Genomic DNA, 17,820 nt, shown 5'->3' with positions numbered 1-17,820 from the left:
TGAAACAAAGAAAGGAAAAATATATCTTTCTGATATGTAGAAAATTCGCATTCTTCTACATATTTCTATGTTTTATATACCAGTAAATTATGACGGCAGAAATTTCCACCGCAAAGATTTATTTAGGATCACCATTTTACAATGATGCTCAAAGAGAACGCGTTACTAAAGCAAGAAAGTTGCTTGCTCAAAATCCTACAGTTTGGCAAGTGCATTTCCCATTTGACCAAAATTTCGTAGATCCAGAAGAAAAGAACCCTGAAATTGGCGGTGTTCGCAGCATGACGTGGCGTGTTGCAACTTACCAAAATGATTTAAATGGGATTGTGAATGCTACTTGTGGTGTTTTCTTGTATGACATGGACAATATTGATGACGGAAGTGCCTTTGAAATTGGCTTTTTCCGTGCACTTCACAAGCCAGTTATCTTAGTTCCATTTACTGAAATTGAAAATAAAGAAAAAGAAATGAATTTAATGCTTGCACAAGGTGTAACAACTATCATTGATGGAAATGACAGTTTTGAAAAATTAGCAAGCTATGATTTCAATTCTTGCCCAGCTGATCCAGTTGTGGGATACAAAATTATCTAAAGAAAAAACGTGGAATTAATCCACGTTTTTTTGATTGAGTTCTTTAATTAATTTTTTCGCCTTAGTTAAAATGACATGATTCTTATTCAAGCGGGCAAATGCACAGGCATCATAGAGGTGCTGTAAGGCCTTATCTAGGCCTTTACCTTGCTCAATATCATTTAGTCCCCAGCGAAATAAAATACGCGCTAAGAAGTAAACTGTATGCTTCTCAGAGGCAATTGAATAAGCGTAACGTAAAAGAGAGTTAGACTTCTTATATTCTTTTTGTTTGCCGAAAAATTCACCAGCATCACATAAGATAGCCAAAACTTGTAAAGCAGTTAATTCATCATCAATGTCAATATCTTTAATGTAGCTCAAAATCTGATCATAATAATGATGGGCCTTTGCCATATCATTTTCACTGGCATAAATTTGACTACATCCATTTAAAGCAAGCAATCGATAAATATTATTATCGGCAATATCACGGTTGGAAAGGATATTGTTGAAATAATAAAGTGCAGTCATGTCGTTTTTTTCGCCGTCCAGCGCATAAAGCCCGCGCAAATAATCAAAATGAAGGCGATCTTGTTCGTGCTTTAAATCTTGTTCGTGAATGCTAGAAAGTAAGTCACGGATCTTATTATAATCATAAGTAATGAATGCAAATTCTGCTTCAAACATGTTTTTTGTTGCGGGATTATCACTACTTTGTCTAATAATATCGCCAACTTCAATCCCCATTCGATCACACAATTGCTTTAATATCTTAAAAGAAGGTACTTGACCATTGTTTTCGAATTTACTTAAAGTGGATTGTGTACAAATTCCATGAGACAGTTCATTTTGTGAAATTTTCTTTGATTTTCTTATTTTTATAAATTTATCAATGTTAATCATAATTATTTCTGCCGCTTAATTGTTTGATACAAAAAATCAAGAGATTCATCAATATAATCGCTCGCATATGCCATAGCGTGACGATGTCCCTTGATGACGAGTAATTCAACACCTAAATTTTGATCAGCTAAAAATTGAATGAAATTAAGAACGTTAGGTAAAGGATTCAATTCATCAGCCGAATTAATCATCATGAGTTCTTTTAAATGACTATAATCATAAGAGTCTGCATCTAACTTTTTAAGGACTTTTTGATCAGCAGTTCCTGCATAAGTTAGAGTGAAATATTTATAGAACGAATTATTTATGTCATGCAAATCTGTTAAACCAAACTCTTTAGCCCCTTCATATGAAGGTTTAACATTTTCGTGGTTTTTCATCCATTTTGAAAATTCAACTGGCGCTGACCAAGTGACGGTAGGAAAGCCATATTTCCCCGCTACATAAAGTGCGAGCGTTCCTCCAACACTGGCTCCGATTTGAACAATGTTTTTTTGATCATCTTTATCAGTATAGTTTGAATTTAAAAGCCACTTCACGAAATGGACTGCGTCATCATGGGCTTCAGGAAAAACATGCTCAGGAGCAAGACTATAATCTGGAATAAAGGTCATAAAACCAGCATTAGCCAGGTTAACTCCAACTTTTTTGGCATCGTCTTTGCTTCCGCGGAACCAACCGCCACCATGCCAAAAGATTAAAATCTTTGTTGCTGAAGTCGTATCATTAGGATAGTAGATGTCTGTCTTAAGTTTCTTTTCTGAATCGTAAGTAATGTCGTTTTTTATTACAACCATTTATAAACACATCCTTTTTAAAAAACTCATATGTCGCTTATATTATATATTATAAAGTATTGATTTAACTAAAAATTGACTTTTCGATAAACATAATTAAATATATTTAAGATTTAGGGTGCAGCACCAGTATTTTGATAGAATTAATTTAAGTTAGGGGATGATTTAAATGCACTTGTCAGCTAAAACTAGTCGAAAGCTAATTAATTATGCCACTATCATTTGTGGAATCATAATTATATTGTTGGTGATTTATTGGTATCGGTTAGGGATTTTTACCAATCAAGAAAAAATGAAGGCATATTTGCAAAATAAGCAAATAATTGGACCAATTGTCTTTGTTTTGATTCAGATTGTCCAAGTAGTAATTCCGATTATTCCAGGAGGAGTTTCTCTTTTAGGAGGAGTGGTTTTCTTTGGTCCCGTTGCTGGATTCCTCTATAATTATGTGGGAATTTGTATTGGATCAATAATTAACTTCTTCTTAGCAAGATACTATGGGCGATCTTTTATCTTTCATATTGTTTCAGAAGAAACTTTGAATAAATACATGAAGTGGACGAAAAATCAAAAGAAATTCAACTGGTTTTTTGCTCTTTGTATTTTGGCACCTGCTGCTCCAGATGACGTTCTATGTTTATTAGCGGGGCTAACAGAAATGAAGTTCTGGACGTATTTTTGGATTATTATTTTGTGTAAGCCATGGACGATTGCGGCCTACAGTATCGGATTAGTATATGGAGCAAATTGGCTCCTAAAGTTAGTTGGTAAGTAATGTTAGCATCAAAACGAATTTATTTACGAAATGTATCTGAAAATGATGCTCCAATTTTATTAAAATGGGGTAAAGACAAAAGTTATCATGATAGTGCTGGTTTTGGTAGCTATGAGAATTTAGCTGAGGCCAAAAAAGCAGCCAAGCAATATATCATGCGTAAAAATAGTTATTTGATTTGTTTAAAAGAAAATGATCAGGTTGTCGGCTTAATCGAATTAAATGAACGAGGGATGGATGAAAGAAGCGGGCTGCTTAAGACTAAGGAATTAGGCTTTTTAATGGATAAAGATTACCGGCAAAAAGGTTTGATGACCGAAGCTATTGATTTAGTAGTTAAAGATGCTTTTATTAATTTAGATCAAAATGAAATATGGGCCGGAACTTTTGAAAATAATCTCAAATCGCAAAATTTATTGAAAAAGTTAGGCTTTAAATATATTTATGAAATCGACTATAGCCAAATTAGCGATCTTTTTTCGTATAAGGAAAAATACTATTTGCTCAAAAAAACAGAATGGCTTAAAATAGAACAAAACACGAAATCCTAAGACTACTTCAGAGAGTTCGCGGTTGGTGGGAGCGAACGGATGTCGTTTCCAGATTTCTAAATGTGGGCAATTAATAGTTGCACGGCTTGGCGCCGTTATTCGCCTTATAATGAAGTGCAGCCGTTTAGGCTGAAGATGGGTGGTACCGCGAAGTCGTGACAGAGCCGATTCGTCCCAATTTAGGGATGGACGGCTCTTTTTTATGGAGGTTTTTATAAATGCTAGATATAAAAGTAATTCGTGAGAATCTTGATTGGGCTAAAGATAAGCTTGCAACTCGTGGAATTAAGCCAGAAGAATTGGATGAACTAATTCAAATTGATGCTAGACGTCGTGAAGCTTTAAATGAAAGTGAACAATTAAAGGCAGAACGTAACAATGTCTCAAAGAAGATTGGTGAAGCTAAGCGTAATAAAGAAGACGCTAGCGATGCCATTAAATCAATGAAAGAAGTAAGTAACAAGATTAAAGATCTCGATAATGAAATTAGAGATTTATCTGAAAAGCAAGAATATATCTTGCTTCGTTTACCAAACTTCCCAGCTGATTCTGATCCAATTGGTCCTGATGAAAGCTATAACGAAGAAGTTCGTAAGTGGGAAGAACCTACTAAATTTGATTTCAAACCAAAAGCTCACTGGGATCTTGGTACTGATTTAGATATTCTTGATTGGGACCGCGGTGCTAAAGTTTCTGGTGCTCGTTTTGTTTACTATAAGGGAGCTGGTGCGCTTTTAGAACGCGCCGTATTTAACTTCTTCTTAGATGAAAACACCAAAGAAGGATATACAGAAATTATTCCACCTTACCTTGTAAATGACGCTTCAATGCAAGGAACGGGCCAATTCCCTAAATTCCGCGAAGACGTATACACTATTGTAGATAACGATGATCCAGACAAGCCACGTGACTTGACGCTTATTCCAACTGCGGAAGTTCCATTGGTTAACTACTTCCGTGATGAAATTATTCATGAAGATAAGCTTCCAATTAATGTTACTGCAATGTCTCCAGCCTTCAGAAGTGAAGCAGGTTCAGCTGGTCGTGATACGCGCGGTTTAATTAGAATGCACGAATTTAGAAAAGTTGAAATGGTTAAGATTTGTAAGCCAGATGAATCTTGGGATGAACTTGAAAAGTTGACCCATAATGCTGAACATCTTCTTCAAAAGCTTGGTTTGCCATACCATGTAGTTGCTCTTTCAACTGGGGATGCCAGCTTTACTAGTGCCAAGACTTATGATCTTGAAGTTTGGATGCCATACCAAGATAAGTATCGTGAAATTTCAAGTTGTTCAAACTGTACTGATTTCCAAGCTCGTCGCGCCCAAATTAGATACCGTGGGGAAGATGGCAAGCTTCATTTGGTTCATACTTTAAATGGTTCAGGACTTGCTGTAGGTAGAACTGTTGCTGCTATTTTAGAAAATTATCAAAATGAAGATGGTAGTGTTACTGTACCTGAAGTTTTAGTTCCTTACATGAATGGTATGAAGAAAATCACTAAACAACCTAGCTTAATTTAATAAAAAATATCCGCATGAAGCCTTGATAGCAAAGAGTTTGCTATTAAGGCTTTATTTTTTTATCAAAAAAGACTTGCCAAAAAAGAATAAATCAGGTATATTAATAAAGTCGCTTTTGAGAGAAAGCGAAACAGAAGCAGGCAAGCAAAAAGAAATAAAAAAATATTTCAAAAAAAGCTTGCAAGAGAGAAAAACTTCTGGTAATATATTTAACTGTCGTCAAGTTAAGAACTTGAAGGCGAAAAAATAAATTCAAAAAAGTTCTTGACAAAGGACAAACGAATTTGATATAATATAAAAGCTGTCTGATGTAAAAGATCAGGCAGAGGTAGTACCTTGAAAACTGAACAAAGTTTCGCTAAAGTGTGCGGGTGTAAAAACCCAAACAAAGAGCGAAGTCAATTCGCAAGCAATAAATTTTGAGACAAAGATCTTAAAAAAGGAATGAGCAATCATTCAAACTTTTAAAAAATGAGAGTTTGATCCTGGCTCAGGACGAACGCTGGCGGCGTGCCTAATACATGCAAGTCGAGCGAGCTGAACCAGCAGATTCACTTCGGTGATGACGCTGGGAACGCGAGCGGCGGATGGGTGAGTAACACGTGGGTAACCTGCCCTAAAGTCTGGGATACCACTTGGAAACAGGTGCTAATACCGGATAACAACAATAGCTGCATGGCTATTGCTTAAAAGGCGGCGTAAGCTGTCGCTAAAGGATGGACCCGCGGTGCATTAGCTAGTTGGTAAGGTAACGGCTTACCAAGGCGACGATGCATAGCCGAGTTGAGAGACTGATCGGCCACATTGGGACTGAGACACGGCCCAAACTCCTACGGGAGGCAGCAGTAGGGAATCTTCCACAATGGGCGAAAGCCTGATGGAGCAACGCCGCGTGAGTGAAGAAGGTTTTCGGATCGTAAAGCTCTGTTGTTGGTGAAGAAGGATAGAGGTAGTAACTGGCCCCTATTTGACGGTAATCAACCAGAAAGTCACGGCTAACTACGTGCCAGCAGCCGCGGTAATACGTAGGTGGCAAGCGTTGTCCGGATTTATTGGGCGTAAAGCGAGCGCAGGCGGAAAGATAAGTCTGATGTGAAAGCCCCCGGCTTAACCGAGGAATTGCATCGGAAACTGTGTTTCTTGAGTGCAGAAGAGGAGAGTGGAACTCCATGTGTAGCGGTGGAATGCGTAGATATATGGAAGAACACCAGTGGCGAAGGCGGCTCTCTGGTCTGTAACTGACGCTGAGGCTCGAAAGCATGGGTAGCGAACAGGATTAGATACCCTGGTAGTCCATGCCGTAAACGATGAGTGCTAAGTGTTGGGAGGTTTCCGCCTCTCAGTGCTGCAGCTAACGCATTAAGCACTCCGCCTGGGGAGTACGACCGCAAGGTTGAAACTCAAAGGAATTGACGGGGGCCCGCACAAGCGGTGGAGCATGTGGTTTAATTCGAAGCAACGCGAAGAACCTTACCAGGTCTTGACATCTAGTGCCATCCTAAGAGATTAGGAGTTCCCTTCGGGGACGCTAAGACAGGTGGTGCATGGCTGTCGTCAGCTCGTGTCGTGAGATGTTGGGTTAAGTCCCGCAACGAGCGCAACCCTTGTTATTAGTTGCCAGCATTAAGTTGGGCACTCTAATGAGACTGCCGGTGACAAACCGGAGGAAGGTGGGGATGACGTCAAGTCATCATGCCCCTTATGACCTGGGCTACACACGTGCTACAATGGGCAGTACAACGAGAAGCGAGCCTGCGAAGGCAAGCGGATCTCTTAAAGCTGTTCTCAGTTCGGACTGCAGTCTGCAACTCGACTGTACGAAGCTGGAATCGCTAGTAATCGCGGATCAGCACGCCGCGGTGAATACGTTCCCGGGCCTTGTACACACCGCCCGTCACACCATGGAAGTCTGCAATGCCCGAAGCCGGTGGCCTAACCACTTATGTGGAAGGAGCCGTCTAAGGCAGGGCAGATGACTGGGGTGAAGTCGTAACAAGGTAGCCGTAGGAGAACCTGCGGCTGGATCACCTCCTTTCTAAGGAAGCCAAAGCGACGGAGAGTAGAAATACTAAAAGAAGTCGCAAACGGCAAACGGAAGCACACTAAAGAAACTTTGTTTAGTTTTGAGGGTAATACCTCAAGAAAAGAAGCGTTAGTCGGGCCTATAGCTCAGCTGGTTTAGAGCGCACGCCTGATAAGCGTGAGGTCGATGGTTCAAGTCCATTTAGGCCCATTGACATAACAACCGAAATGAGTTAAAGTTATGTCTGTCTAATAATTAAATATTTTGGGGGCTTAGCTCAGTTGGGAGAGCACCTGCTTTGCACGCAGGAGGTCATCGGTTCGAACCCGTTAGCCTCCATTGGATTTCGAAAAGAGATCCAAAAGAGATAGTACGTTGAAAACTGAATACAAACCAAGCAAAAACCGAGACAATCATTGAACAGATTGTAGAGCGACCGAGAAGAGAGAAAAGAACTTGAGTAAGGTCAAGTAGAAAAGGGCGCACGGTGAATGCCTAGGCACTAGAAGCCGATGAAGGACGTGACAAACTACGAAAAGCTTCGGGGAGCTGTAAGTAAGCTATGATCCGGAGATATCCGAATGGGGGAACCCAGTGCAGCGATGCACTATCATGTATTGTTAAGATATATGAAGGAAGACGCAGTGAACTGAAACATCTAAGTAGCTGCAGGAAGAGAAAGAAAGATCGATTTCCTTAGTAGCGGCGAGCGAAGAGGAAAGAGCCCAAACCAGATGATTTATCATCTGGGGTTGTAGGACTGCGACATGTGAGCTTAAGCGATAGCAGAATTATCTGGGAAGGTAAGCCAGAGAGGGTGAGAGCCCCGTAAGCGAAATTGCAAGAGCAGCTAGCAGAATCCTGAGTAGGCCGGGACACGAGGAATCCCGGTTGAATCTGCGAGGACCATCTCGCAAGGCTAAATACTAACTAGTGACCGATAGTGAACCAGTACCGTGAGGGAAAGGTGAAAAGAACCCCGGAAGGGGAGTGAAAGAGAACCTGAAACCGTGTGCCTACAAATAGTCAGAGCACATTCAAGTGTAATGGCGTGCCTTTTGTAGAATGAACCGGCGAGTTACGTTATATAGCGAGGTTAAGTCAGAAAAGACGGAGCCGGAGCGAAAGCGAGTCTGAATAGGGCGAAAAGTTGTATGACGTAGACCCGAAACCAAGTGACCTACCCATGGCCAGGTTGAAGGCGTGGTAAAACGCGCTGGAGGACCGAACCCACGTAAGTTAAAAATTGCGGGGATGAGCTGTGGGTAGCGGTGAAATTCCAAACGAACTTGGAGATAGCTGGTTCTCTCCGAAATAGCTTTAGGGCTAGCCTCGTGGTAGAGGATAATGGAGGTAGAGCTCTGTTTGGACTAGGGGCCCGTCAGGGGTTACTGAATCCAGATAAACTACGAATTCCAGATATCTATACACGGGAGTCAGACTGCGAGTGATAAGATCCGTAGTCGAAAGGGAAACAGCCCAGATCACCAGTTAAGGTCCCCAAATCTATGCTAAGTGGAAAAGGATGTGGAGTTGCGTAGACAACTAGGACGTTGGCTCAGAAGCAGCCATCATTCAAAGAGTGCGTAATAGCTCACTAGTCGAGTGGCGCTGCGCCGAAAATTTACCGGGGCTAAGCATAGTACCGAAACTGTGGATGTGTTTTAAAGAGCACGTGGTAGGAGAGCGTTCTAAGTGCGGCGAAGTCAGATCGAGAGGACTGATGGAGCGCTTAGAAGTGAGAATGCCGGTATGAGTAGCGAAAGATAGGTGAGAATCCTATCCGCCGAAAGACTAAGGTTTCCTGGGGCAGGCTCGTCCGCCCAGGGTAAGTCGGGACCTAAGACGAGGCCGAGAGGCGTAGTCGATGGACAACAGGTAGATATTCCTGTACTGCGTTTAATCGTTATGAGCGAAGGAGGGACGCAGGAGGCTAAGCACGCATGGCGCCGGAAGCCATGTTTAAGCGTCAAGCCAGAGAGTGAGTCAAATGCTTGCTCTTGATGAAGGCAAGGCGCGACGAGGAGCGAACTAAAGTAGCGAAGGTGCTGATGTCACACTGCCAAGAAAAGCTTCTAGCCAGAGAGAACGTACCCGTACCGCAAACCGACACAGGTAGTCGAGTGGAGAACACTAAGGTGAGCGAGAGAACTCTCGTTAAGGAACTCGGCAAAATGACCCCGTAACTTCGGGAGAAGGGGTGCTGATCGCAAGATCAGCCGCAGTGAATAGGCCCAAACAACTGTTTATCAAAAACACAGGTCTCTGCAAAGTCGTAAGACGACGTATAGGGGCTGACACCTGCCCGGTGCTGGAAGGTTAAGAGGAGAGCTTAGCGTAAGCGAAGGTTCGAATTGAAGCCCCAGTAAACGGCGGCCGTAACTATAACGGTCCTAAGGTAGCGAAATTCCTTGTCGGGTAAGTTCCGACCTGCACGAAAGGTGTAATGATTTGGGCACTGTCTCAACGAGAGACTCGGTGAAATTATAATACCCGTGAAGATGCGGGTTACCCGCGACAGGACGGAAAGACCCCATGGAGCTTCACTGTAGCTTGATATTGAGTATCTTTTAAACATGTACAGGATAGGTAGGAGCCAGAGAAAGTAGGACGCTAGTCTTACCGGAGGCAATGTTGGGATACTACCCTTGTTTGAAGGATGCTCTAACCTCGGCCTGTAAGCCAGGCCAGGGACAGTGTCAGGTGGGCAGTTTGACTGGGGCGGTCGCCTCCTAAAGTGTAACGGAGGCGCCCAAAGGTTCCCTCAGAATGGTTGGAAATCATTCGCAGAGTGTAAAGGTATAAGGGAGCTTGACTGCGAGAGATACATCTCGAGCAGGGACGAAAGTCGGGCTTAGTGATCTGGTGGTACCGTATGGAAGGGCCATCACTCAACGGATAAAAGCTACCCTGGGGATAACAGGCTTATCTCCCCCAAGAGTTCACATCGACGGGGAGGTTTGGCACCTCGATGTCGGCTCGTCGCATCCTGGGGCTGAAGTCGGTCCCAAGGGTTGGGCTGTTCGCCCATTAAAGCGGCACGCGAGCTGGGTTCAGAACGTCGTGAGACAGTTCGGTCCCTATCCGTCGTGGGCGCAGGAAATTTGAGAGGAGCTGTCCTTAGTACGAGAGGACCGGGATGGACGCACCGCTGGTGTACCAGTTGTCTTGCCAAAGGCATCGCTGGGTAGCTATGTGCGGAAGGGATAAGCGCTGAAAGCATCTAAGTGCGAAGCCCCCCTCAAGATGAGATTTCCCATGCGTAAGCAGTAAGACACCTCAGAGACTATGAGGTAGATAGGCTGGAAGTGGAAGAGTAGTGATACTTGGAGCGGACCAGTACTAATCAGTCGAGGACTTGACCAAAGCGAAGCAATCGAAACGGTTTTTGCGAGGAATGTATTTAGTTTTGAGCGTAGTAGCTCAAAAAAGAGTGCGGTGGCGATAGCAAGAAGGATACACCTGTTCCCATGCCGAACACAGAAGTTAAGCTTCTTAACGCCGAGAGTAGTTGGTGGGCAACTGCCTGCGAGGGTAGGCAACTGCCGTGCTCATGGAGGATTAGCTCAGCTGGGAGAGCATCTGCCTTACAAGCAGGAGGTCACAGGTTCGAGCCCTGTATCCTCCATCGAGTCGTTAGCTCAGTTGGTAGAGCAACGGACTTTTAATCCGTGGGTCGAGGGTTCAAGTCCCTCACGGCTCATGACCCTATATTTGCGGGTGTGGCGGAATTGGCAGACGCGCTAGATTTAGGTTCTAGTGTTTTCGGACGTGTGGGTTCAAGTCCCACCACCCGTATTGCCAACCACATATTGACAATTTATGCCGATTTAGCTCAGTTGGTAGAGCATCTGTCTTGTAAACAGGGGGTCGTACGTTCAAGTCGTATAATCGGCATTATATATTATGCGGAAGTAGTTCAGTGGTAGAACATCACCTTGCCATGGTGGGGGTCGCGGGTTCGAATCCCGTCTTCCGCTTTCATTAAATACGCCGGGGTGGCGGAATTGGCAGACGCACGGGACTTAAAATCCCGCGGTTGGTTTCAACCGTACCGGTTCGACTCCGGTCCTCGGCATTTAATGATGCGCCCTTAGCGCAACTGGATAGAGTGTCTGACTACGAATCAGAAGGTTGAAGGTTCAAATCCTTCAGGGCGCATAGAGCGGGAAGTGGCTCAGTTTGGTAGAGCACCTGGTTTGGGACCAGGGGGTCGCAGGTTCGAATCCTGTCTTCCCGATTGTAATCTAATGGTTACAGTTTTTTGGCGGTGTAGCTCAGCTGGCTAGAGCGTCCGGTTCATACCCGGGAGGTCGAGGGTTCGATCCCCCCCGCCGCTATATGTAAGCTTGGACCTTTAGCTCAGTTGGTTAGAGCAGACGGCTCATAACCGTCCTGTCGTAGGTTCGAGTCCTACAAGGTCCATAATGACTTAAAACTTACATTTGTTTTCATCGCGGGATGGAGCAGTCTGGTAGCTCGTCGGGCTCATAACCCGAAGATCGTTGGTTCAAATCCAGCTCCCGCAATTTGGTCCATTGGAGCAGTGGTTTATCTCGCCTCCCTGTCACGGAGGAGATCGTGGGTTCAAATCCCACATGGACCGTAAGATGGCTCGGTAGCTCAGTTGGTAGAGCAAAGGATTGAAGCTCCTTGTGTCGGCGGTTCGATTCCGTCCCGCGCCATTCGTTTTTTTATAGTTTTGCGGGTATAGTTTAGTGGTAAAACGAAAGCCTTCCAAGCTTTAGTCGCGAGTCCGATTCTCGTTACCCGCTTTTTGGGCCTATAGCTCAGCTGGTTTAGAGCGCACGCCTGATAAGCGTGAGGTCGATGGTTCAAGTCCATTTAGGCCCATATTGGAGTAGTACTCAAGTGGCTGAAGAGGCGCCCCTGCTAAGGGTGTAGGTCGGGTTTCCGGCGCGAGGGTTCGAATCTCTCCTACTCCGTAATTAATGTAAGAAAAGCTTTGATATTAAATTGATTTAAATTTGATATCAAAGCTTTTTTGTTTTATTATTTTTTCTTTTTTAAAAACAGAGGATATAGTTGAAAATCGCAAGAAGCAACGGGTTACTATCTGGAAAATAAATACCAATCCCTTATTCTAAAATAATTCTAGAGGATGGAGATGAAGTAAAGTAAATTTATCTATATATAATTTAAAAGCTCATGGAAGGGGAGAAGACAATTCTTAATTAAAAAGGCCTCTGAAGTGATTTTAAGGCCCTTTAAAGGCAAATAATTTGTTAAAGGGGATAGGGGACTTGAATAGGGGGTGATTCCTTCGTATTATAAAAATGATGTTGAATTATCCTTTTTATTTTATGGAGAACTTTATAATGGTTTTTAATGATTTACTTCACAGAAAGAATATTGAACAAGCTAAAGAAATGGCAGCAGCTTTAACGTTTTGTGGAGGATTTATTGATGCTTACACTTTTATTCAACGTGGACAAACTTTGGCTGCGGGTCAAACTGGAAATATTATCTTTTTTAGTGCTTCTGTAGCAAATGGAAATGTGACAGGAATGCTAAATAGGCTTTCAACCATTTTATCCTTTATCTTAGGGTTAATTATCGTTACTCTTATTCATAAGCACTCACAAAGCCATTATTGGCGGATTTTTGAAATGATCCCGATTATTATTATTTGCGTGGTAGTGAGCTTTTTACCTCATTCAGTACCGAATTATTATATTGTGCCACTGTTAGCTGTAGGGTTAGCAATGCAAAGTGGCGCTTTTAGTAAAATTGAAGGTTTAGGTTATAGTAATGCATTCACTTCAGGGAACTTAAAAAAATCAGTCTTAGCGTGGAGTAAATTTTATTTTGATAAAAATATTGATCAAAAGGCGCCTGCGGAAAATTATTCTATTTTAGTGGGAGCGTTTATGAGTGGAGCAATAATATCTGCCTTAATTCAAAAAATTTTGGGGATTAGAACTTTGCTCGTAGCAGCATTTTTACTTTCAATCATTAATACTTTTTATGGTTATGTGATATTTTTACGCCATAAAGAATGGGAAAAAGAATTAAAAAGCAGAGGATAGAGTGCTGATATATCAAGGGTTAGCGCGTTATTAAGAAAAAATCTCAAAAAAAATCAAATTTTTACTTGCATCTTCTGAGTATTTTAGGTATTATTAAATACGTCTTGTGGCACAGAACTTTTAAAAAGTTCAACAAATTAAATGAAAAAAGTTGTTGACAAAGTTTGGAAGTTGAGTTAACATAATTAAGTGCCTTGCGTTAGTAAGCGACAAGCATGACCCGTTGGTCAAGTGGTTAAGACACGGCCCTTTCACGGCCGTAACATGGGTTCAAATCCCGTACGGGTCATTACCAACTAAATAATTATATTGGTACTTTAATTTCACGATGGAGGATTACCCAAGTGGCTTAAGGGAACGGTTTTGAAAACCGTCAGACGGGTTTATGCTCGTGCGTGGGTTCAAATCCCACATCCTCCTTAAACATCGCGGGATGGAGCAGTCTGGTAGCTCGTCGGGCTCATAACCCGAAGGTCGTTGGTTCAAATCCAGCTCCCGCAATTTGGTCCATTGGAGCAGTGGTTTATCTCGCCTCCCTGTCACGGAGGAGATCGTGGGTTCAAATCCCACATGGACCGTAAGATGGCTCGGTAGCTCAGTTGGTAGAGCAAAGGATTGAAGCTCCTTGTGTCGGCGGTTCGATTCCGTCCCGCGCCATCAGCCTGGAGGAGTAGCGAAGTGGCTAAACGCGGCGGTCTGTAAAACCGCTCTCTCTGAGTTCGGCGGTTCGAATCCACCCTCCTCCATTTAATAGGGATATCGTATAATGGTAGTACATCGGTCTCCAAAACCGCTGATGTGGGTTCAATTCCTACTATCCCTGTTTAAACTCATGGCGGAATTGGTGAAGGGGTTAACACACCGGTTTGTGGATCCGGCATACATGGGTTCGAATCCCATATTCCGCCCTAGCATTGGGATATAGCCAAGTGGTAAGGCATTAGACTTTGACTCTAACATGCGCTGGTTCGAATCCAGCTATCCCAATCTATTAACAAAATATGTAACTGATGGCGGTGTAGCCAAGTGGTAAGGCAGAGGTCTGCAAAACCTTAATCGTCGGTTCGAGTCCGACCTCCGCCTTTTAGGCTAAATTGCTATTAAAAAAGATTATGGCGGTGTGGCGGAATTGGCAGACGCGTCAGACTCAAAATCTGGTGTCCATTTTGGACGTATCGGTTCGACCCCGATCACCGCTATATATTAAGCAGTTCACGGAAGGTGAGCTGCTTTTTTGTTTTTATAATATTTTTTCTATATTTTCAATTAAAAATTGCACATGTTTTGTCTAATCTCTATAATACCTATTATATGGAGGTATTTAAATGAATATTGGTCTTTTTACCGATACATATTTCCCTCAACTTAGCGGTGTAGCTACGTCCATTAAAACTTTAAAGGATGCGCTAGAAGAGCAGGGGCACAATGTATTTATTTTTACGACAACTGACCCGCATATTAAGAAAGGAACAATAGAACCTAACGTTTTCCGTTTTAGTAGTATTCCATTTGTTTCTTTTACAGATAGAAGGATTGCATTTAGGGGTTTTTTTGAAGCAACAAAAGTAGCTAAAGAAGTTAAGCTGGATATAGTTCATACTCAAACTGAATTTGCCTTAGGGACAATGGGAAAATATGTTGCCCATCAGTTAAAAATTCCAGCAATTCATACTTATCACACTATGTATGAAGATTACTTACATTATGTTTTAAATGGTCATTTATTGCGTCCATATCATGTAAAACAATTTACACGTGGGTATTTAAAGAATATGGATGGAGTGATTGCACCCAGTGAACGTGTAGAAGCGTTATTAGAACGTTATGGGGTGAAAATTCCTATTAGAGTCATCCCTACCGGGGTTGACATAAAAAGCATGAATGAGGCTGATAATTGCGATATTCGTGCTGAGCTCGATATAGATAAAGATGCACCTGTAATTTTAACTTTAAGTAGAATTGCAGCAGAAAAAAAGATTGATCATATCCTTGATGTGATGCCAGATATCATTGAAGAATTTCCTAAAGTTAAATTAGTAATTGCAGGCGATGGTCCTGATGTAAAAATGTTAAAAGAACACGTTGAACGCTTAACTTTAGAAGATTATGTCATTTTTACAGGAGCAATTGCTCATGAAGATGTGGGTAATTATTATAAAATGGCAGATTTATTTGTGTCGGCCAGTGATACTGAAACTCAGGGATTGACATATATCGAAGCATTAGCAGCAGGTACTCAGTGTGTAGTATATGATACTGATTATACTGAGCGCGTTTTTGATGATGAAATGTACGGTAAAATTTTTACTACTAAAAAAGAAATGTTAGCTGATATTTTATGGTATTTACGGCAGGGGAAAATTAAAATTCCTCAGGATAAATTAGAAAACAAAATGGATCAAGTTTCAGCTAAGCATTTTGGATTAGAAGTGTATGATTTCTATCAAGAAGTAATTAATAAATATCAAATAGAACACGAAGAGGAATTAAATGATTAGAATTAATATGTTCTCCCAAGCTGATTCCGTTAAAGGACAAGGAGTTGGATCTGCTTATAATGAATTAACGGGGCTGTTGAGAAAAAGATTAGTAGATGAATTTTATGTTACGGTAAATAAATATGGTAGTAGTGATCTGACTCACTATCATACAATTAATCCTACATATTACGCTAATAGCTTTTCTCGAGCCCGCGGGCGTAAAATAGGCTATGTTCACTTTTTGCCTGACACCCTTGAAGGATCAATTAAATTGCCTAAAGTGGCTAAAGATGTCTTTTATAATTATGTAATTGATTTTTATAAGCGGATGGATCAAATTGTAGTAGTCAATCCAATTTTTATTGATAAGTTGGCTGAATATGGAATTAATCCTAAAAAAGTTCGTTATATTCCTAATTTTGTTTCTAAAAGTGAATTTTATCCTAAAAATCAAGTAGCTAAGAATGCATTCCGACATGAATTAGGAATTCCATTAGATAAGTTTGTGGTTTTTGGAGACGGCCAAGTTCAAGAGCGTAAAGGTGTAGATGACTTTGCTAAAATGGCTAAAGCTAATCCAGATATTCAATTTATTTGGGCCGGAGGATTTTCTTTTGGTAAAATCACGGATGGGTATGATCACTATAAAAAATTAGTAGATAATCCTCCTAAGAATTTGAAATTTACAGGAATTGTGAATCGTGAGAAATTGGTAGATTATTTAAATATGGCAGATTTATTTGTTCTCCCTTCCTACGATGAACTCTTCCCAATGTCAGTTCTAGAAGCCTTTAGTTGTGGGACACCGGTTCTTTTAAGAGATTTAGATCTTTATAAGGCGATTATTGATGGCTACTATATGAGTGGAAAGAATTTTGAGGAAATGGATCAAGTGTTAAAGCATGTGATCAATAATCCAGCTGTTTTGAAGAAATATAGCGATCTTTCTTTAAAAGCTAGTGATGAATATTCTGAAGACAATTTAACTAATATTTGGAGTGACTTTTATCACGAACAATATGATCTAGGTAGAAAGTTAGGTCAAATTCGTTAATGAATAAAAAACATTTATGGGGCATACTGGTTGTATTAGCAATCAGCGCCTTTGTACTTTATAGCGATCTGAAAACTACACCAATCAATGAATTAGTCAAAGCGGCTCAAAATATAAATATAGTTGCTTTTGTTTTGATTTTCGTTTTGATGATTTTGTCTTATGTGTGTGAAGCATCTATCATTGCAGTTTTAGCCCATCGAAAAAATGAGCCTAGAAGAAGCAAGTGGTCGTTTTTTAGAATTCCAATTATTCAAGCTTTGTTTAATGCCATTACTCCCATGTCGACAGGGGGACAACCAGCACAACTTGCGGCCATGATTCAAATGGGAATTGAAGGAGGAAGAGCTACTTCACTTCTTTTGATGAAATTTATCATCTACCAAGTAGCTGTTTTTATTGCCTATGTTCTAACTATCCTCTTTGGGTTTCATATGGTGGCGACTAGTTTTTCTGGTTTGGCAATTTTTATTGTGATTGGTTTATTGATTCATGTAGGTTCAACCTTATTTTTATTGGCAATAATGTTTGCTTACAAGTGGACAAAAAAAGCTACAAACTGGGTAATGAACGTTTTAGCTAAGTTTATGAAAGAAGAGCGGGTTGAAAAATGGCGTCAGGCTACTATGGAAAAAATTGAAACTTTTTATGCTGAGAGTCAAAAGTTAAAAAAAGAAAAGAAAAAGCTTCTTGTCGCTACTATTTTGACTTTATTACAGTTATTAATTTTTTATTCAATTCCTTATATGGTTTTACTCGCATTAAACGTCCATGCTTCTTGGATAGCTGTTACACAAATGAATATTATGATCATTATGTTTATGGCGATTATTCCAATTCCAGGTGCGTCTGGAGGAGCTGAATACAGTTTTCAAACTTTATTTGCTACATTCGTTTCTTCCCATGGATTGTTGGTTTTAGGGATGTTTTTATGGAGATTTGCAACCTATTTCTTTGGTATGATCCTAGGTATTTTTGGTTGGATATTTAAACCTAAGAAAATCAAGGGACCTGAAAATGATTAATTTTTACTAAAAACAGATGTCTAGATAATTTACCAGTAGTAAGATTAATTAACGAAGAAAA

General features: G+C 41.1%; 11 protein-coding genes, 29 tRNA genes and 3 rRNA genes. 41 read left to right on the top strand and 2 right to left on the bottom strand.

From position 1 onward, the window contains the following. The first annotated feature begins 89 nt into the window (after positions 1 to 89). Positions 90 to 593 (top strand): nucleoside 2-deoxyribosyltransferase, encoded by a 504-nt coding sequence (locus KBW87_RS06645; protein WP_057811707.1) that lies wholly within the window; start codon positions 90 to 92, stop codon positions 591 to 593. A 15-nt stretch (positions 594 to 608) separates the two neighbouring features. On the opposite strand, the gene KBW87_RS06640 is transcribed toward KBW87_RS06645, so the two are convergent. Next, positions 609 to 1,478, bottom strand: a complete 870-nt coding sequence (locus KBW87_RS06640; protein ID WP_057811709.1) for a helix-turn-helix domain-containing protein — start codon at positions 1,476 to 1,478, stop codon at positions 609 to 611. Between the two features lie 2 nt (positions 1,479 to 1,480). Beyond that, positions 1,481 to 2,275, bottom strand: a complete 795-nt coding sequence (locus KBW87_RS06635; protein ID WP_057811711.1) for an alpha/beta hydrolase — start codon at positions 2,273 to 2,275, stop codon at positions 1,481 to 1,483. 169 nt (positions 2,276 to 2,444) lie between these two features. Here KBW87_RS06635 and KBW87_RS06630 point away from each other — a divergent pair, with 169 nt between their 5' ends. The 40 genes from KBW87_RS06630 (at position 2,445) to KBW87_RS06435 (ending at position 17,759) form a co-directional block, all read left to right on the top strand. After that, entirely contained in the window at positions 2,445 to 3,050 is a 606-nt protein-coding gene (locus KBW87_RS06630; RefSeq protein ID WP_057811713.1) for a TVP38/TMEM64 family protein, read from the top strand. Then, the gene (locus KBW87_RS06625; protein WP_057811715.1) at positions 3,050 to 3,601 is read left to right on the top strand and encodes a GNAT family N-acetyltransferase; all 552 of its coding nucleotides are present in this window, start codon (positions 3,050 to 3,052) and stop codon (positions 3,599 to 3,601) included. Before KBW87_RS06630 ends, KBW87_RS06625 begins: the two co-directional genes overlap by 1 nt. Before the next feature lie 218 nt (positions 3,602 to 3,819). Further along, positions 3,820 to 5,127 (top strand): serine--tRNA ligase, encoded by a 1,308-nt coding sequence (gene serS, locus KBW87_RS06620; RefSeq protein WP_004040592.1) that lies wholly within the window; start codon positions 3,820 to 3,822, stop codon positions 5,125 to 5,127. 22 nt (positions 5,128 to 5,149) lie between these two features. Beyond that, the gene (locus tag KBW87_RS06615; protein ID WP_255807064.1) at positions 5,150 to 5,377 is read left to right on the top strand and encodes a hypothetical protein; all 228 of its coding nucleotides are present in this window, start codon (positions 5,150 to 5,152) and stop codon (positions 5,375 to 5,377) included. A 217-nt stretch (positions 5,378 to 5,594) separates the two neighbouring features. Continuing rightward, positions 5,595 to 7,162, top strand: a 16S ribosomal RNA gene (locus tag KBW87_RS06610). Positions 7,163 to 7,285: 123 nt separating this feature from the next. Beyond that, positions 7,286 to 7,360, top strand: a tRNA-Ile gene (locus KBW87_RS06605). 56 nt (positions 7,361 to 7,416) lie between these two features. Continuing rightward, positions 7,417 to 7,489: transfer RNA gene (locus tag KBW87_RS06600), tRNA-Ala, on the top strand. A 125-nt stretch (positions 7,490 to 7,614) separates the two neighbouring features. Further along, positions 7,615 to 10,516, top strand: a 23S ribosomal RNA gene (locus tag KBW87_RS06595). A gap of 68 nt (positions 10,517 to 10,584) precedes the next feature. Next, positions 10,585 to 10,701 (top strand): 5S ribosomal RNA (gene rrf, locus KBW87_RS06590). Together the 16S, 23S and 5S rRNA genes with 18 tRNA genes alongside form the textbook arrangement of a ribosomal RNA operon. A gap of 4 nt (positions 10,702 to 10,705) precedes the next feature. Beyond that, a tRNA-Val gene (locus KBW87_RS06585) sits at positions 10,706 to 10,778 on the top strand. 2 nt (positions 10,779 to 10,780) lie between these two features. Beyond that, positions 10,781 to 10,853: transfer RNA gene (locus tag KBW87_RS06580), tRNA-Lys, on the top strand. Positions 10,854 to 10,866: 13 nt separating this feature from the next. Continuing rightward, positions 10,867 to 10,948 (top strand) — tRNA-Leu (locus KBW87_RS06575). Between the two features lie 26 nt (positions 10,949 to 10,974). Further along, positions 10,975 to 11,047 (top strand) — tRNA-Thr (locus tag KBW87_RS06570). An 11-nt stretch (positions 11,048 to 11,058) separates the two neighbouring features. Beyond that, positions 11,059 to 11,130: transfer RNA gene (locus KBW87_RS06565), tRNA-Gly, on the top strand. Positions 11,131 to 11,142: 12 nt separating this feature from the next. Continuing rightward, positions 11,143 to 11,228: transfer RNA gene (locus KBW87_RS06560), tRNA-Leu, on the top strand. Between the two features lie 9 nt (positions 11,229 to 11,237). Continuing rightward, a tRNA-Arg gene (locus KBW87_RS06555) sits at positions 11,238 to 11,311 on the top strand. 5 nt (positions 11,312 to 11,316) lie between these two features. After that, positions 11,317 to 11,390 (top strand) — tRNA-Pro (locus KBW87_RS06550). A gap of 26 nt (positions 11,391 to 11,416) precedes the next feature. Next, positions 11,417 to 11,490: transfer RNA gene (locus KBW87_RS06545), tRNA-Met, on the top strand. Positions 11,491 to 11,501: 11 nt separating this feature from the next. After that, a tRNA-Ile gene (locus KBW87_RS06540) sits at positions 11,502 to 11,575 on the top strand. A 30-nt stretch (positions 11,576 to 11,605) separates the two neighbouring features. Continuing rightward, positions 11,606 to 11,679, top strand: a tRNA-Met gene (locus KBW87_RS06535). 3 nt (positions 11,680 to 11,682) lie between these two features. Continuing rightward, positions 11,683 to 11,756, top strand: a tRNA-Asp gene (locus KBW87_RS06530). A gap of 6 nt (positions 11,757 to 11,762) precedes the next feature. Beyond that, a tRNA-Phe gene (locus tag KBW87_RS06525) sits at positions 11,763 to 11,835 on the top strand. A gap of 19 nt (positions 11,836 to 11,854) precedes the next feature. After that, a tRNA-Gly gene (locus KBW87_RS06520) sits at positions 11,855 to 11,925 on the top strand. Positions 11,926 to 11,929: 4 nt separating this feature from the next. Further along, positions 11,930 to 12,004: transfer RNA gene (locus tag KBW87_RS06515), tRNA-Ile, on the top strand. A 4-nt stretch (positions 12,005 to 12,008) separates the two neighbouring features. Beyond that, positions 12,009 to 12,096: transfer RNA gene (locus tag KBW87_RS06510), tRNA-Ser, on the top strand. Between the two features lie 393 nt (positions 12,097 to 12,489). Then, positions 12,490 to 13,200, top strand: a complete 711-nt coding sequence (locus KBW87_RS06505) for a YoaK family protein (RefSeq protein ID WP_057810504.1) — start codon at positions 12,490 to 12,492, stop codon at positions 13,198 to 13,200. A gap of 217 nt (positions 13,201 to 13,417) precedes the next feature. Further along, positions 13,418 to 13,489: transfer RNA gene (locus tag KBW87_RS06500), tRNA-Glu, on the top strand. Positions 13,490 to 13,530: 41 nt separating this feature from the next. Then, a tRNA-Ser gene (locus KBW87_RS06495) sits at positions 13,531 to 13,620 on the top strand. Between the two features lie 7 nt (positions 13,621 to 13,627). Further along, positions 13,628 to 13,701: transfer RNA gene (locus KBW87_RS06490), tRNA-Met, on the top strand. A gap of 3 nt (positions 13,702 to 13,704) precedes the next feature. Next, a tRNA-Asp gene (locus KBW87_RS06485) sits at positions 13,705 to 13,778 on the top strand. 6 nt (positions 13,779 to 13,784) lie between these two features. After that, positions 13,785 to 13,857, top strand: a tRNA-Phe gene (locus tag KBW87_RS06480). A gap of 7 nt (positions 13,858 to 13,864) precedes the next feature. Beyond that, positions 13,865 to 13,946, top strand: a tRNA-Tyr gene (locus tag KBW87_RS06475). A gap of 6 nt (positions 13,947 to 13,952) precedes the next feature. Then, positions 13,953 to 14,023, top strand: a tRNA-Trp gene (locus KBW87_RS06470). A gap of 12 nt (positions 14,024 to 14,035) precedes the next feature. Continuing rightward, positions 14,036 to 14,108: transfer RNA gene (locus KBW87_RS06465), tRNA-His, on the top strand. 7 nt (positions 14,109 to 14,115) lie between these two features. Then, positions 14,116 to 14,187, top strand: a tRNA-Gln gene (locus KBW87_RS06460). Between the two features lie 25 nt (positions 14,188 to 14,212). After that, positions 14,213 to 14,283: transfer RNA gene (locus tag KBW87_RS06455), tRNA-Cys, on the top strand. A gap of 31 nt (positions 14,284 to 14,314) precedes the next feature. Next, positions 14,315 to 14,399 (top strand) — tRNA-Leu (locus KBW87_RS06450). 126 nt (positions 14,400 to 14,525) lie between these two features. Next, entirely contained in the window at positions 14,526 to 15,698 is a 1,173-nt protein-coding gene (locus tag KBW87_RS06445) for a glycosyltransferase family 4 protein (RefSeq protein WP_057810502.1), read from the top strand. Further along, on the top strand, positions 15,691 to 16,734 hold the full coding sequence (locus KBW87_RS06440) for a glycosyltransferase family 4 protein (protein ID WP_057810500.1): 1,044 nt from the start codon (positions 15,691 to 15,693) through the stop codon (positions 16,732 to 16,734). Before KBW87_RS06445 ends, KBW87_RS06440 begins: the two co-directional genes overlap by 8 nt. Next, entirely contained in the window at positions 16,734 to 17,759 is a 1,026-nt protein-coding gene (locus KBW87_RS06435; protein ID WP_057810498.1) for a lysylphosphatidylglycerol synthase transmembrane domain-containing protein, read from the top strand. Before KBW87_RS06440 ends, KBW87_RS06435 begins: the two co-directional genes overlap by 1 nt. Positions 17,760 to 17,820: the final 61 nt, after the last annotated feature.

The sequence above is a fragment of the Lactobacillus intestinalis genome (genome assembly GCF_024397795.1).
In the GTDB taxonomy this organism is placed as follows: Bacteria; Bacillota; Bacilli; order Lactobacillales; family Lactobacillaceae; genus Lactobacillus; species Lactobacillus intestinalis.
Note: the sequence above shows the minus strand (reverse complement) of the source record. Positions and strands in the feature narration are given on the sequence as shown.

Bases quoted from the DNA above. Each gene is read 5' to 3' on its own strand.
- KBW87_RS06645 (WP_057811707.1), top strand. From the start codon at position 90: ATGACGGCAGAAATTTCCACCGCAAAGATTTATTTAGGATCACCATTT.
- KBW87_RS06640 (WP_057811709.1), bottom strand. From the start codon at position 1,478: ATGATTAACATTGATAAATTTATAAAAATAAGAAAATCAAAGAAAATT.
- KBW87_RS06635 (WP_057811711.1), bottom strand. From the start codon at position 2,275: ATGGTTGTAATAAAAAACGACATTACTTACGATTCAGAAAAGAAACTT.
- KBW87_RS06630 (WP_057811713.1), top strand. From the start codon at position 2,445: ATGCACTTGTCAGCTAAAACTAGTCGAAAGCTAATTAATTATGCCACT.
- KBW87_RS06625 (WP_057811715.1), top strand. From the start codon at position 3,050: ATGTTAGCATCAAAACGAATTTATTTACGAAATGTATCTGAAAATGAT.
- serS (WP_004040592.1), top strand. From the start codon at position 3,820: ATGCTAGATATAAAAGTAATTCGTGAGAATCTTGATTGGGCTAAAGAT.
- KBW87_RS06505 (WP_057810504.1), top strand. From the start codon at position 12,490: ATGGTTTTTAATGATTTACTTCACAGAAAGAATATTGAACAAGCTAAA.
- KBW87_RS06445 (WP_057810502.1), top strand. From the start codon at position 14,526: ATGAATATTGGTCTTTTTACCGATACATATTTCCCTCAACTTAGCGGT.
- KBW87_RS06440 (WP_057810500.1), top strand. From the start codon at position 15,691: ATGATTAGAATTAATATGTTCTCCCAAGCTGATTCCGTTAAAGGACAA.
- KBW87_RS06435 (WP_057810498.1), top strand. From the start codon at position 16,734: ATGAATAAAAAACATTTATGGGGCATACTGGTTGTATTAGCAATCAGC.